This window comes from Crocosphaera watsonii WH 8501 (genome assembly GCF_000167195.1).
GTDB classification, from domain to species: Bacteria; Cyanobacteriota; Cyanobacteriia; order Cyanobacteriales; family Microcystaceae; genus Crocosphaera; species Crocosphaera watsonii.
The window spans coordinates 1-14716 of sequence record NZ_AADV02000093.1 but is presented as its reverse complement, the minus strand read 5'-3'; the positions used below and the strand labels follow the sequence as shown (position 1 = coordinate 14716).

At 36.5% G+C, this 14716-nt stretch carries 10 protein-coding genes, 1 pseudogene and 1 other annotated feature; of the genes and pseudogenes, 5 read left to right on the top strand and 6 right to left on the bottom strand.

The features are described 5' to 3' along the window. Positions 1–196 precede the first annotated feature (196 nt). Positions 197–592, bottom strand: coding sequence for a hypothetical protein (locus tag CWATDRAFT_RS22545; protein WP_007303423.1), 396 nt, complete (start codon positions 590–592; stop codon positions 197–199). A 79-nt stretch (positions 593–671) separates the two neighbouring features. Between CWATDRAFT_RS22545 and CWATDRAFT_RS22535 the strand changes: the two are divergent. Together CWATDRAFT_RS22535 and CWATDRAFT_RS22530 are read left to right on the top strand one after the other, a co-directional pair. Then, a pseudogene (locus CWATDRAFT_RS22535) lies at positions 672–1959 on the top strand (transposase). Positions 1960–2072: 113 nt separating this feature from the next. Next, complete coding sequence (locus CWATDRAFT_RS22530) at positions 2073–2510, top strand: class I SAM-dependent methyltransferase (protein ID WP_232287175.1); 438 nt, start codon at positions 2073–2075, stop codon at positions 2508–2510. A 48-nt stretch (positions 2511–2558) separates the two neighbouring features. Here the strand turns inward: CWATDRAFT_RS22530 and CWATDRAFT_RS22525 are convergent, their stop codons facing one another. Then, a complete protein-coding gene (locus tag CWATDRAFT_RS22525) occupies positions 2559–4445 on the bottom strand; it encodes a M48 family metallopeptidase (protein WP_007307176.1) in 1887 nt (628 codons plus the stop codon). Positions 4446–4975: 530 nt separating this feature from the next. Here CWATDRAFT_RS22525 and CWATDRAFT_RS22520 point away from each other — a divergent pair. Next, positions 4976–6685: an ABC-F family ATP-binding cassette domain-containing protein gene (locus tag CWATDRAFT_RS22520; RefSeq protein ID WP_007307175.1), complete on the top strand. Its 1710-nt coding sequence runs from the start codon at positions 4976–4978 to the stop codon at positions 6683–6685. 93 nt (positions 6686–6778) lie between these two features. Here CWATDRAFT_RS22520 and CWATDRAFT_RS22515 read toward each other — a convergent pair whose 3' ends face one another. Beyond that, positions 6779–8104, bottom strand: coding sequence for a bifunctional cobalt-precorrin-7 (C(5))-methyltransferase/cobalt-precorrin-6B (C(15))-methyltransferase (locus CWATDRAFT_RS22515; protein WP_007307174.1), 1326 nt, complete (start codon positions 8102–8104; stop codon positions 6779–6781). A 220-nt stretch (positions 8105–8324) separates the two neighbouring features. Next, on the bottom strand, positions 8325–8948 hold the full coding sequence (locus tag CWATDRAFT_RS22510; protein ID WP_007307173.1) for a cobalt-precorrin-8X methylmutase: 624 nt from the start codon (positions 8946–8948) through the stop codon (positions 8325–8327). 435 nt (positions 8949–9383) lie between these two features. Here CWATDRAFT_RS22510 and CWATDRAFT_RS22505 point away from each other — a divergent pair, with 435 nt between their 5' ends. After that, the gene (locus CWATDRAFT_RS22505) at positions 9384–11687 is read left to right on the top strand and encodes a hypothetical protein (RefSeq protein WP_007307172.1); all 2304 of its coding nucleotides are present in this window, start codon (positions 9384–9386) and stop codon (positions 11685–11687) included. Here the strand turns inward: CWATDRAFT_RS22505 and CWATDRAFT_RS22500 are convergent. Beyond that, a complete protein-coding gene (locus CWATDRAFT_RS22500) occupies positions 11677–12213 on the bottom strand; it encodes a Ycf51 family protein (protein ID WP_007307171.1) in 537 nt (178 codons plus the stop codon). The two genes, CWATDRAFT_RS22505 and CWATDRAFT_RS22500, sit on opposite strands and share 11 nt — an antisense overlap. Before the next feature lie 61 nt (positions 12214–12274). Further along, the gene (locus CWATDRAFT_RS22495; protein WP_021830022.1) at positions 12275–12478 is read right to left on the bottom strand and encodes a hypothetical protein; all 204 of its coding nucleotides are present in this window, start codon (positions 12476–12478) and stop codon (positions 12275–12277) included. 345 nt (positions 12479–12823) lie between these two features. Between CWATDRAFT_RS22495 and CWATDRAFT_RS22490 the strand changes: the two genes are divergently transcribed. Beyond that, the gene (locus CWATDRAFT_RS22490) at positions 12824–13189 is read left to right on the top strand and encodes a DUF1815 family protein (protein WP_035828307.1); all 366 of its coding nucleotides are present in this window, start codon (positions 12824–12826) and stop codon (positions 13187–13189) included. Positions 13190–13848: 659 nt separating this feature from the next. Next, positions 13849–14714 (top strand) — a sequence feature (16S ribosomal RNA rRNA prediction is too short). The last annotated feature ends 2 nt before the right edge of the window (positions 14715–14716 follow it).

Genomic DNA, 14716 nt, shown 5'->3' with positions numbered 1-14716 from the left:
GGAAGCTTAATGTGTTCTTCAAACCAAGAAAGCACAAGTACAATAGTCATCATGTTAGGGCATTGGACTTTGGATAAAAAACAATTGTTAGCGTAAATTTTACGCTAAACATATCTCCAGAGCTAAAATAGAGAATTAAGGTGGTTTTAAAAACTCTCTTTCCATCTTTTTAGGGGATTTTAAATATTAAATAGCTTCATTCAGTTTCGGTTCCAATATAGATATCTAAGTAGCTTTCAGTTAGAGATTGAATGACTCGTTCTAATTCATCAATGAGATTTCTTCTAGTGAGTTTTTCTACAGCATCAATATGAGCAGAACTTCCGGCTCGTCCTAAATATTTATATTTGGTTTTTTTCTCATTATTAGTGGCCATAGGAAAAATTGATTCAGCAGCCTGTAGTTTATAATACCAGTAGATTGTTCCCTTTCGATTAACCTGATAACGAATAATATGACAATTAGCTGGTGCTACTTCCCCTTCCCGTTCAATTTTCTTTATTTTCTGTTTAAGAGAGCGAATTAGACTCTTAATTTGTTTGGCTCTCAGGTGGACATCTTGACTGGTCTTAAGTTCGGAATGTGATGACATTAGCCTTAACTGTAACAAACAACCTCTTTTGATGTTAGCGTATATATTCCGCTAATTAATAAGGTAATAAATTTTAAAAATGACCAAAAATGAAACGGCTACGTCTGTCGAGGAATTCCTGGTGTGGAGGTCTAACCTCTTCCAAGGACTAAAAGCTAGAAAAGAAACTATTATAGAATTACTCGATGCCCTCTCCAGTAACCAACAAGCTCACTCAGTCGTTGAATTGTCTCTCAATCCTTTATTTAGAAGAGATTATAACAGTTTATATAGAGGAATTCAAGAGTTTTTACCCACTCAAACTGACCCTAATTATGAACAGAGAATTGAGACTTTATTTTCAGCGGTATCGAGAACAATTCCTCCCACTTCAAAACATTATAACTTATTTGGTATTGACACAACTCCCTGTCCCCTTATCAGGAGAGCGAGTCCCCTCTAAACATAAAGGAGTAAATCAAGGCAATCAACAACTAAAAAAAATCTGGCAAAGTTCTTTATTTTCTGATAAATTATCTGTCTTAGTGGCTGATAGTGACTACAGCCAAAAGGATTTTATTGGGGAACAAGTTAAGCATGAAGACCTAGTTACTATTACAAGAGTTAGAAGTGACCGAGTTTTTTATCGTCAATTTATTCGGGACCCAAATCAAGCCAAAACTTCGGGACATCCCCGTTGGTATGGGGATAAATTTGACCTTAAAGATGACCAAACTTGGACTGAACCTGATGAAGTTCATCATGTTCCCTTTACAACGAAAAAAGGTCGTCAATTAACAGTGACTATTTCGGGATGGAAACAGATGTTAATGAGAGGAACTAAAAACTATAAAATGAACAATCACCCCTTTACTTTACTCCAGATTGTTGTCAGAGATCAAGAAAGAAATAGTATTTGGAAACCTATGTGGCTTATTGTTATTGGTTCTCGGCGCGATGAGTTAAGTTTAGTTGATTGTTATCAGTGTTATCGACAACGTTATGACATGGAACATCTTTTTCGATTTGGTAAACAAAGATTATTGATGACATCTTATTTAACTCCCGATGTACATCATGAAGAAAATTGGTTTAAACTAACACTTCTTTCTTCTGTAAATTTGTGGGCTGCCAGAAAATTAGCTGTGGTTTTACCCCGTGATTGGGAACAGTATTTGAAGACTAATAAATCCATCAAAATCACCCCTAGTCTAGTTCAAAGAGACTTTTCAAGAATAATTACGACCTTGGGGACTTTCGCCAAATTTCCCAAACGTCGAGGTTTTTCTTCCGGACGTATTAAAGGTTACAAAAAAGCCCCACGAACTCGTCATGATGTTATCAAGAAAGGGAGCAAAAAATCAACTGAAAACTTAAAAGCTCCTTAGTTTTCCTCAGAATCTATAGATTAGCCCTATTTGTCAGCCAATTTTATTGACTGATACAGAGCCGATATTTTGGGATTTTAGTTTAGCGTAAAATATACGCTAACAAACTTTTTTTGTCCAAAGTCCAAGCTATAGATATCTCAGAGAAAATGATCGCCATTGCCCAAGGTAAAGCAGAAAATAACAACATTAATAATATCACCTTTGAACAATTAACTATCGAAGAATTAAAGACAGCAAATTCAACTTATGATGCAGTTTTAGGATTGAGTATTTTACATTTACTAGAAGATAAAGAAACTGCGATCGCTAAAGTTTATTCTATTCTCAAACCTGGGGGGATTTTTGTTACCAGTACCACTTGTATGGGAGATTTTATGGGGTGGTTTAAACTAATTGGTCCCATTGGTAAGATTTTAGGCTTTTTCCCTTTGGTTAGAGTATTTACAGGACAAGACCTAATTGAAAGTTTAACTAATGCCGGTTTTAGCATTGACTATCAATGGCAACCCAGCAAAGATAAAGCAATATTTATTGTGGCTAAAAAGTAATCTTGTCAGGTGGGCATTGCCCACCCTACATTAACATCCTAAACAGTTTTATTCCTCCAAATCGGTGTTATTTTCTTCGGAAATATCTTCAATTACTTCTCCTTTTTCTTCTGCTTTATGTTCTTCTATAATTTGTACCACTTTTTTACGAATTTGTTGATGTCTTTCCACCCCCTCGTAGGCGAAACGGTTGAAATTATTTCTGACAATTTCTGCTTCAATATATTTGACGCGATCGCCGAGATCGGGGTGAGTAGATAACCAAGCAGGGGGACGGTTTTGGTTTTCCTCTTCCATCAGTGCCATCAGGTTGCGAAGTCCATCGGCAGCATACCCTGAAGCAGCGAGTAAACGGGTGCCAAATAAGTCCGCTTGTTCTTCCATACCACGACTGTAGCTTAAAATAGCCAAGTTACTAGCTATCCCCCCCACATAAGGAATATAATCCACTACACTGCTAGTTAAAGCTCCTTGAGTCATTTGTTGAAAGCCGTGAGAAAGGACGGAATGGGCTAATTCATGGGCTAATAAGCCAGCGATCTCTGCTTCTGAGGCAGTTCTGGCGATCGCCCCGGCATTGATAAATATTTTCCCTCCTGGCAGGGCAAAGGCGTTAACATTTTCGTCCATCACCACATAAAATTCGTATTCAAATTCATCTCTTCCAGCAACTTTAGCTAATTTTTGACCAATTTCATTGATATATCCTGTTACTTCGGGATCTTCAATCAAGGTGAGACTATTTTTAAATCCTTCGGCATAATTTTCTCCAATTGCTGATTCTCCTTGTAATAAAAGATAGCTGGTTTGTAGGGTAGAAAGTGGAGCAAAAACGTTCCCCATCAAGGCTGCTCCAATACCGCCCATGATGGCATTGCCCACCATATTCCAGGTCATTTGTTCTTGGAGATGTCCTTGATAACGGTCTAAATTTGTATCCGCTAATTCTTTAAATTCATCCCGTAAAAAATGGTCTTGATTAAATAGAGCAAATTGACGGGCAGTCAAGGAAGCAGCCAACCAATTTTCTGCTTGTTCATCTGCTTCGATTTTAGCTTTGACTATTGGTGCTTCATTAGGGTACAAAGTAACCGCATTTTCTAACACTTTTAAAGCTTCTTCCTGACGATCATCTTGAACAAGAAGTTCGGCATATTTGAGATGACCAGGAATAAATTCTGGATAGTCTTCAGACAACAATTTTAAGGGAGCAATTCGCTTACTTTCATAAACTTCGCTTTCTTGCAAACTTTCTTGATATAGTCGCCAGTAAACCGCACCTCCTGGTAATAGATATTCTGCTTCATAAACCGCTTCAGCTAAAATTTCTCGGTTTAACTCTTCTTCATTGCCAAAGGGTTCTTTCACCTCTCGATAGAATCTTTCTGCCAATAAAGTCTCGCCACATCTATAAAAATGATCCGCTTTAGCCATGGTAGGATAATCCGTGATTTCAGCTTGAGAAATAGTCAAAAGATTCTTCTCTTCCTCCTCCTGATTTTCAGTATTTACTTGCTCAATTTCAGGGGGCTTTTCTAAGGATAAAGCCGCAGCATTGCTTTGGGTTTCTTCTGTAGAATTTTCCGCAACTTCTAGAGGAGGTATAAGGGGGTGTTGCACTTGAGGCGGTGCGTCGTTACAACTATCATCGGTTGCTGTTGTTGTCTCAGTCTCAGTTATTTCTGCTTGCTCAGATTGTTCTTTTTTTACTGTTGGATTAGACTGATTTGGCTCAGAAGTTGTGTCATCGATTTCTTGGGATGTATTATTAGATAAATCAGCAATTTCAAAAGATGTGTTATTTTCAGGAATATTATCTATTTTAATAGTTTCTTTTAAAAAGGATGTTGGATTTTCCTCTATTTCTTGGGATAAAGCCAGGTTAGGATGTAGTAAACTAACTAAAATGATGGATAAATACCAGTAAAATTTCATATTTATACCTTGGTGAACAACAAATATTTTCTCTATGGTATAAACTATTTTATCTATCATTCCTACTTTTAGGATCATTTTAGATTTTAGACCATTAGTTTTCTGTGTTCAGTCATGGCAAAATGAGTGATAAAAAATGGTGGGGTTAAGGAAGTCAGAAGTCAGAAGTCAGAAGTTGTTTTTGAAACGAGGATTTAAGCCTCGCCTCAAAAACGTTTCGCTTTAAAAAGCCAGGTTTTAGACCCTATTATCTCGATAAAATAATAGGAATTAGCAAGGTAGCATCCCATTTTGGCAAAAAACTTATTCTTGGATTTTGACGAGGAGATACGGGAGATGGGGAGACGGGGGGAAATTCATCAGATCAACTATTATCAATAAAGGGCAATTGGCAACTTTGGGACGCTCCCATTAGCAGAAGACTTTTTTTAAGCATCCTTTTTCGGGACAAGATTGTTTAAACTAGAGATGAGAATCCAAAAATCTACTTAAACAACTTTATCCAGTAGCCGAACTCATTAGGACATTTAATGCTAAGACTTGAAAGAATCAGTAAAATTTACCCTAACGCAGAAGTATTGAAAGATGTCACTTGGGAAGTCAACCCAGGAGAGCGTATAGGTTTAGTGGGAGCAAATGGTGCCGGAAAATCTACTCAACTAAAAATCATTAAAGGAGAAATTGAACCGACATCGGGGGAAGTGATTCGTCCTGCTAGTCTTAAAATTGGTTATTTAACCCAAGAGTTTGAAGTCGAACCCAGTCGTAGCGTTAATCAAGAATTTTGGACTGTATTTTCTGAAGCTAATTTTATACAAGATGAATTAGCTAAAGTGACTCAAGAAATGGAAACAGCAGAGCCAGATTACTTGGATGAATTAATTCATAAATTAGATAATTTACAACGAAAGTTTGAAGCCTTAGATGGTTATGTGTTAGAAGCAGAGATAGCCAAAATGTTACCAGAGATGGGTTTTGAACTAGAAGATAGTGAGCGTTTAGTGAGTGATTTTAGTTGTGGCTGGCAAATGCGTATGAGTTTAGGAAAAATTCTCCTTCAGGAACCAGATTTATTGCTATTGGACGAACCAACAAACCACTTAGACTATGAAACCGTTGACTGGTTAGGGGCTTATCTAAAGGGGCTAAATATTCCTATGGTGATTGTCTCCCATGAACGGGAATTTTTGAACAAAATATGCACCAAAATTGTCGAAACAGAGCGAGGCATTTCTACAACTTATATTGGAAATTACTCTGACTATACTCAACAAAAAACCTTAAGCCGTGAGCTTCAAGAAAATACCTATCAACGGCAACAAAAAGAAATCGATAAACAACAAGCTTTTATCGACCGCTTCCGTGCTAGTGCCACCCGAAGTACCCAGGCGAAAAGTAGAGAAAAACAACTAGAATCAATGGATAGAGTAGAAGCTCCTATTGCTGAATTAAAGACAGTTACGTTTGAGTTTCCTCCTGCACCCAAAAGTGGTAAAGATGTTGTTTTGGTTAAAGATTTAGTCCATACCTACGATGAACAGATCCTTTTCTTAGATGCTCACCTAAACGTAGAAAGAGGCGATCGCATCGCTTTTCTGGGTCCTAATGGAGCAGGAAAATCTACTTTACTGCGCTTGATAATGGGTATAGAAAAACCTAGCGACGGTGTTGTTAGCTTGGGTAAACATAATGTTATTCCAGGGTATTTTGAACAAAACCAAGCAGAAGCTTTAAACTTAACTAAAACTGTGATGAATACCATTCACGATGAAGTACCTGACTGGAAAAATGTTGAAGTTAGAAGTCTTCTCGGCCGCTTTTTATTCAGTGGAGATACAGTATTTAAAACAGTTGAGGGTTTAAGTGGTGGAGAAAAAGCCCGTCTTGCTCTGGTAAAAATGCTTTTACAACCGGCTAATTTACTGGTGCTAGATGAACCAACTAATCACTTAGATATTCCTGCAAAAGAAATGCTAGAACAAGCACTTTCTAAATATGAGGGAACGGTTTTATTGGTTTCCCATGACCGCTATTTTATCTCACAAGTAGCCAATAAAATTGTGGAACTAAATGAAGGTGAATTGGTGGTTTATCCAGGTAATTACTATTACTACTTAGAGAAGAAAGAAGAAGAAAGATTAAAAGCAGAACAAGCAAGAATAAAAGCTGAAAAAGAAGCAAAAGCTGCTGCAAAGCGAGCTAAACAAAGAGAAAAGCAAAAGGCTAAGAAAAAAAAGTAACCTGTTTATAATAATTAGTTAACGGTAATCAGTTATTCGGTTATGACTTTATAAGTAAAGATTAACTGGTTACTGTGGCATTTATTGTCATTACTAGGTACGAGGAATCTTCTTATTTTTCTTAAAAATCTTAACTAAGAATATAGGATTTAAAGGAGCTAAACGGGTTAAGTTACCAACCGAAAGAGAGCCAGATATATTAATATTTAATAGTTGATAATTCCAGCTATTTTTCTTAATCCAATTCAAACTGATTCCTAAATTTTCTATAGTTGCTAAAGCAATAATAATTATGCCATTTTTTGCTAATTTATCTTGACAAATATCTAAAATATCAATCAAATTTCCCCCACTCCCTCCAAGAAAAATTCTATTAGGATTGGGTAATGTTTGTAACTTATTAGGAGCTTGTGCTTGAATTGATGTTATATTATTAACTTTAAATCTCTTACTGTTTTTATTAATTAAATTAATACCCATTGCTGTTTTTTCAATAGCATAAATCTGAGAGTTAGGACATAAACGAGCAATTTCAATAGAAACTGAGCCAGTTCCTGCACCAATATCCCAGATAATTTGTTGTGATTTTAAACCCAGTTCCCCTAAAATAATCATTCTAACTTCTTTTTTTGTCATCAACCCAGGACGATCTTTAAAACTTAAAAAATAATTATCTTCAACACCAAAAATAGGTAAATTTTCAAGCTCTTTTTGACTTAAATTAAGATCCTTCTTACGCAAGAGAATAACAATATTTAAGGCAGAAAACTGATAATTAGTAAGACTTGCTAATATTTGCGGGGTAAAACAATTAACTTTTTCATCGATATCTCCTAAATTTTCACAGACCCAAATATCATAATTAATGGGGATTTTTAAACTCAAGAAAAGTTCGGCGATCGCCTGGGGATTATTTTTGCTATCTGTAAGAATAGCAATTTTTTCTTGACCCTGCCGTAAGCTAGAAATTAGTTCATCTAAATGACGACCGTGGCCACTAATAATTATAGCATCATGCCAAGGTATCTTAACCCTACTAAAACCCAATTGTATGGAACTCAAATGGGGATAAAATTCTAATTCTTCTATATCAAACTGTTCTAATAATAATCTTCCTAAACCGAAAAATAGAGGATCACCGCTTACTAAAATAACAATATATTCATGATTATTTTTGATTTCCTGAAGGTTTTTAATATCCTCAAAAAAGTTCTTAATAACCATTTTATTACCAGAATGATTAGGAAAATAAGTTAAATGGCGATCGCTCCCTATTAATAAAGTAGCTTGTTCAACAATTGTCTTAGTCTTTGTTGCCAAGCTTTCTTTTCCATTTAAACCAATTCCTACAACTTTAATCATAAATTTATTAGAATAAATATTAGAAATATTGTTGAGATTTTGTAATTGTTTGAACATTATAAGTCAGTTTCATGATTGCTTTATGAATATTTATGATCTTATTTAAAAAGATTCTACTCCTCTCCTGTATTTATGATGATAAGCAAATTTTATTCGATCTTCGGTTAAATTTAAGTTGAGCTGCGATCAAAATATTATGATTTTTTATCAAAAAAAACCTCTTTTCTAAATATGTAGTTTGTTTTATTTTTTACACCATACTTTTGCTAGAGTAGATTTAATGATTACTTTCCCAAGCCAAAATAAGTAAAGAGTTAATAATAGCAGCAGCCACTGGGGAGCCTCCTTTTCTACCCTCTACAAGAATTTGAGGGACATCAATTGTTGCTAACATTTCTTTTGATTCTAATACAGAAACAAAGCCCACAGGGACTCCAATAATTAAACTAGGCTTAAGTTTTTTTTCGTTAATTTGTTGACACAAAGCAAGTAGGGCAGTAGGAGCATTACCAATAACATAAATTCCATGAGGACATTGCTGATAACATTTTAGTAAACCTGTCTCAGTTCGAGTTTTTTGGGGAAGAGCATGAGGAGCCTTTTCTATAGCTGTAATAATGGAGTTTTTAAATGTTTTAGAAACTAAGTTGATAATGCCTTGTTTTACCATTGTTACGTCTGTAATAATAGTCGTTTGATTCCTAAGAAAATTAATCCCACTATCAATGGCTTTAGGACTGAATTTAAGTAAATCAAGAAACTCAAAATCAGCCGTCGAATGGATAACTCTACGAGCTATTTGATATTCTAATAAACTGAGATTATGTTGACCAACTTCTTGATCAATAATTCTGAAACTTTCCTCAACAATGGGATGATTTAACGAAAAGTTTTTTGACATTAAGTACCTACACAAAAGCAATAATCATAGAAGTAACAATTGATTATATCTACAATTATATTCAAAATTTTATATAATTATAATATAATAAGCTAAATCTACTATATAGTCTCTATATAGGGTTTCTCGGACTCATGAGGTACACCTAATATCGAGCCTCCGAACTCCGAACTCCGAACTCCGAACTCCGAACTCCTAAAACTAGAAAACTCTGTACCTCACAAGTATGAGAAGTGCTATAGATATTCTCTGCTGATCGTAACCATTTCATTTTTGTATAAAAGTTATCAATTCTCATTGGAGTTTTACGGGGAGACGGGGGGATAGAGGATAAATTTATCCAGTTAACTATTATCGATCAAGGATAAGCAGCATTTAGGATGCTCTATGCTGATTGTACTATCTATTGACCACTGAGTAATTTGAAAAAAGTCAATGAAACAACGTTATTTGATTCTATTACCTTTCATTATTTTATTATTGGGGGGTTCTAATGCACCTATTTTGCATTCTTTTGACGTAAAAAAACTCTCCGGTAATATCCATTTAACCTTAAAACATGGGGTATGGAAATTATGGGAAGAAAAACCAGTTTATCAAAATATAACCTTAGATTTAGTCTGTGATCAAGGTAAATGTGAACCCGAAGTTTGGGGATATGCTAAAAAATTCAATCAAGATGTTGATCATCAAGGAGCTTTAGAAATAAATAATCTAGAAAAATTAAGTATTGAAGAAATTAGCACTAAACAATATCGTCGAGCATGGGAATTAAAAATTACTATAAATATTCAATCCCATCCTTGGAGTACAGAAATTTTACCAGCGGTATATAAGATTAATTTAGTTCCTTATAAAAATCAGATTATAGGTAGTTATCAAGGAAAATATAAACAAAAAAAATTACAAGGTAGCGTTACTGGCATAATAACAAAAGCTTGGCCAGCTAATATTAGTGATCACTTAGCTTTATCTCCTCAAGAACACCCCCGCCTCGTTTTTCGTAAACATCAATTATCATCTTTACAAGAAGCCACTAAAACCCCAGAAGGACAAGCAATTATAAAACAATTAGAAAAAATATTAGAACAACCTATTTATTATGATGGATATGTGCCAACTGGTGGCTATCATGCTTCTGGATATTGCTTTTTAGCTTTAATTAATAATGATAAAGAATTGGCTAATATGGGATGGAAAATAGTCGAAAAATCCCTAGAAAATCCTGGAAGAAGATTATTAGAACATTCTCCTATTGTGGCAGATGTTGCTTTAGCTTATGACTTTTGTTATTCTGTCTGGGATCAAAAGCAAATAAACACTGTTACTAATTGGTTAGGAGCACAAACAAAACAATTAGTAAAAGGCGATTCTTCTCGTAATGGTTGGAATAGTAATGCTGGTAGCACCTGGAATGCAAGAGCAAGAGGAGCAGCAGGATTAGCTGCTTTAGCTATTTTAAATGAACCTGGTATATCTAATGATAAAATCTATCATTTGATGAGAACAGCAGAACGTAATATTAAACGATATTTAAGCACCGCAATAGGTAATCGTGGTTTTGGAAGTGAAGGAGATCACTATACAACTGAACCCCTGATTCTAACTATATTTCCTTTCTTACAAGCCTACAGTAATGTAATAGGAAAAGAATTAGTTGAAGGTTCTCGTTTACAGTGGATTTTACCCCACTATCTCATGCGGATGATTCCTAATAATAATCAGTTAAATGTTACGACTTATGGACGACATCGCTACTACGCAGGTTCTGATCTTCTTGCGACAGGTTTAGTCACTCTTCCTGAAGATTTTTTACCAGCAGTGGTGCCAATTTTTGAAAACAGTTTAGGACTTAAAGGTGATCAAACTTTTGGTATAAATATGCCTCATTATGCTCCTTTTATCTTGAGCTTCTATGATAAGAAACATAATCTTAGTTCTAAAAACCCAGTTCAGCTATTTGGTTACAATTTTGTTGACCAACAAAAGGGATTTTATAATTTTAGAAATCAATGGATAAATCAAGATGATTTTGTGGCGAATATCTTCTTAAAAAAAGAGTTAATTGGCGGAACTTGGCACTATCCTGATGTGGGAAGTTTTCGCATCTCAGGGTTAGGAGAAACTTGGGCAAAAGCTGGTAAATCTAGTAATAACTGGCAAGAGGAAAATGTCGTTATCTTACCGAAAAGTTCTCCTTGGAAAACATCTAAACCCCTATTTTTTGTCTCAAACACCGATGGTTCTGGAATTGTTACCCTACAAACAAATACAAATTGGCGCAAAAATAGTGAACCACCAGTAGGAATTGCAGGTTTACGTTCCTTTGCAGTAGATTATAGTCAATCATCGGGAGTTCCTGGTTTATTCGTGTTAGTTGATCGTTTTCTTGGTAACAACGAAGCTGAAGAATTTAAGGAAAAAGTATGGATAATGCACACCGCAGGCAATGTTACAGTTAAAGATAATAGTTTTCTTATTAAAGGAAAAAATAAAACAACTATGAAAGGCACATTTGTTGTACCTGAATCTGTTAAAGTTACGACGGAAAAAACTGAAGAGGGTACTAAAATTGTGGCTACAGGGGGACAGGAATTTTTTGTGATTATGACAGTCCAAAAAAAATCTCCACCCCCATTAACAATTAAAGGATTGGGAACGGACGCAAAAGTTACGGTAGGAAAACAGAAGATATCTTTTGATCAAGATAGAATTAGGTTATCCACGATTAACCCTTAGCTAGTTTTTGGTATTTAGATAACTGTTTTAACTCCTCTTGAAAAATATCAATCTCCATATTCTCATCATTTTTAACTGATAATGATCGCTTGACTTGTCCTATATACAAAGGTAAGCTTTCACCAGTTTCAGGGTGAACTAATGTTCTCGCACGAATTGTTAATTTATTATCTATTCCGGCTGTTCTCCCATAGGAAAAGTAATCATTTGCTGCTTGTTTCAACGTTGCTTCTAATTCTGTTTCTATAATGGAAGGTTCAACCACTATAATAACCTGATTACCCCCGTTATCATAAACCCGAGAAAAACGAACGGCTCCGGGAATTTCTGTACGTTCAAATAAACCTAATCCTAACCCAAATAATCCCACAGTGAGAACTACCATAAAACTCGTAATTCCGACTAATCGGAAACGAATTCCCCACTTAAAAATAAATCCAACTATAGTTAATAATAACAAGACAACAGTGGCGATAATAGACCATTGTGTATAGCTTGAAAACCCAAGGGATGTTAATGCTTCCATCAGTAATAATTAATTGATTACACCTTTAGTATCTTAGCTCAAGTCAGATGTCTATTTTGTTTTAATGCTTATAAAGCTCTCCCACTGGCCAATCTTGCCGAGGCGGAAATGACTGCTCAGAATGTAGTATGGTTGACCCAGATTCTTGTGGTCTATTTAAACGCAAAGCTGCACCAAATCCTACACCAGCAGCAATAGCGATCGCATTAGTGATTAATAGAAATTCTAAGATAAATAACCAAGGACGAGAATTAGAAACTTTCATGAACCCCTCAACACCAGACACACCATCTGGTCATATTTTTGACCATTTACCGATAGAGCTTAACAGGAGACGCTCATTTTGCCAAGTGATTAAGAAGGGATTAAGAAGGTAATTACCATCCTCAATGATAACCATAAGAAGAATAAATCTAAAGATAATAGGACAATTTGCGGACTGTAGTTCCTGATACTAGGCAATGAAGAAAAACTAGGTTAGTCTAGTGGGTGATTAGTTTGCCTTATGTGTGAGACTACTTTTTATTAGATTACAGTTTTAATAGGTAAATTAGAATCTTAAAAAAGTATTAAGGTTTTATAATGAGGAGTGTTATCAGGAGGAAAAGGCGTGTTTACTCGATTAGCTCAACAACATCGTGATTTTGTTAGGGACTTAGTAATGAATCTGCAAGCCTTAGCCATTGTCCTCGAAAATCGTGGCTATCTGGCTTCTTGCTATACTTGTGGCGGTGAAATGAATAGTGCTTCGTTTATGGTTAGTTTAGGTAAAGATCATTTAATTCGATTTTTGGTATCCGACTATGGTATTACCTGGACGGAAATGCGAGATGATCGCGAATTAATGAAACTAGAAGGGGCAGAAGCCATTAGTCAACTACAAGAATTAGCTAACTTAATCAAATATCAAGATCACAATGAATCTTCCGAGATCATTGACGGACTATCTACTCAGGAACTCCAAAATATGGTTTAAAAGCCCCAGCTTACTCTGACTTGAGATCAACAGTAGATATAACACTGTTGATTTTTGTTTTTAACAAAATTATTGGCAGAAGTCTCAATCTACAAATTCTCAAAGAAATACCAGGATTTTAAGTGGGGACTTCTGCCAAGACTGGAACCATGGTTAATATGTTGCTCCCCAATCTCCCCAGTCCCCTCCATCTCAAAAGATAATCTAGTGAATTAAGTAATAGATGTGTATTGCTAAAAAGTTTCCACTATCCCCTCCTCAAAAAAATCCAGACTCGTAGGCAAAGCCCGAGGGTCTTCATTTTGGAAGAAAGATAAGTTAGGGAATACAAGAGGTACAGAAACTTTTTAAAGCCCCAAAACCCTTGTAGGGAGAGGGATGTAGAAAAAGTTCAAAAAAAAATTAAAAAAAGGGTTGACATTCCCTTGTGGTTTGGTTATATTTGTAAATGCGCGGTTGAGAGCGACACGCTCCACCAAGCGAACCGAACCAAGAAAATTCTATAGTTTGAAAGCTGATATTAAACACAGCCCTTGTTAGTTAAAACAATTATATTCTATTTGTTCCTAGATGTCTAGGTAACTTTTAGAAAGAAGTCAATTACTCGTTCTGTTTTTGATTCGTTGGAAGCAGGACAAAGAGTCAAATCAAACACCAACACCATGGAGAGTTTGATCCTGGCTCAGGATGAACGCTGGCGGTATGCCTAACACATGCAAGTCGAACGAAGTCTTCGGACTTAGTGGCGGACGGGTGAGTAACGCGTGAGAATCTGCCTTGAGGATGGGGACAACAGTTGGAAACGACTGCTAATACCCGATGTGCCGGAAGGTGAAAATTTTTTGCCTCAAGAGGAGCTCGCGTCTGATTAGCTAGTTGGTGGGGTAAAAGCTTACCAAGGCGACGATCAGTAGCTGGTCTGAGAGGATGAGCAGCCACACTGGGACTGAGACACGGCCCAGACTCCTACGGGAGGCAGCAGTGGGGAATTTTCCGCAATGGGCGAAAGCCTGACGGAGCAATACCGCGTGAGGGAGGAAGGCCTTTGGGTTGTAAACCTCTTTTCTCAGGGAAGAAGATCTGACGGTACCTGAGGAATAAGCATCGGCTAACTCCGTGCCAGCAGCCGCGGTAATACGGAGGATGCAAGCGTTATCCGGAATTATTGGGCGTAAAGCGTCCGCAGGTGGTCTTTCAAGTCTGCTGTCAAAGACCAGAGCTTAACTCTGGGCAGGCGGTGGGAACTGAGAGACTAGAGTTCGGGAAGGGGTAGCGGGAATCCCCAGTGTAGCGGTGAAAATGCGTAGATCTTGGGAAAGAACATCGTTGGCGAAAGGCTGCTACTGGAACCAAAATTGACCTCAGGGAACAAAACCTTGGGTAACCAAAGGGAAATAAAAACCCCCCGAAAGCCCCAACTGGAAAACGAATGGAAACTAAGGGTGTGGGTTGTATTCCACCCCGAAGCCGGGCCCATAAACCCAAGCGCGTTAAAATTTCCCGCCCTGGGGGAAACACCCCCCCCAA